1 pseudogene is annotated in these 259 nt (G+C 34.7%); it reads left to right on the top strand.

Annotation, left to right across the window (positions count from 1 at the left end):
* Nucleotides 1-259: pseudogene (gene purH / locus KA858_RS12640) on the top strand (bifunctional phosphoribosylaminoimidazolecarboxamide formyltransferase/IMP cyclohydrolase); the annotation flags it as partial.

Below are 259 nucleotides of genomic sequence, written 5' to 3' on the forward strand. Positions count from 1 at the left end.
TTCAGAATTAACAAACTTTCCAGAAATAATGGATGGAAGAGTCAAAACTTTACATCCAGGTGTACATGGAGGGATTCTTGCAAATCGTTCTATTCCTGAACATTTAACAGCATTAAAAGAACAAGACATCGACTTAATTGACTTAGTAGTCGTAAATTTATATCCATTTAAAGAGACTGTTAAGAAAGAAGATGTAACAGAAGATGAAGCAATTGAAAACATCGATATCGGTGGACCAACTATGTTACGTGCTGCAGCT

Source organism: Staphylococcus sp. GDX8P80P (assembly GCF_017893095.1).
Classification (GTDB): Bacteria; Bacillota; Bacilli; order Staphylococcales; family Staphylococcaceae; genus Staphylococcus; species Staphylococcus borealis.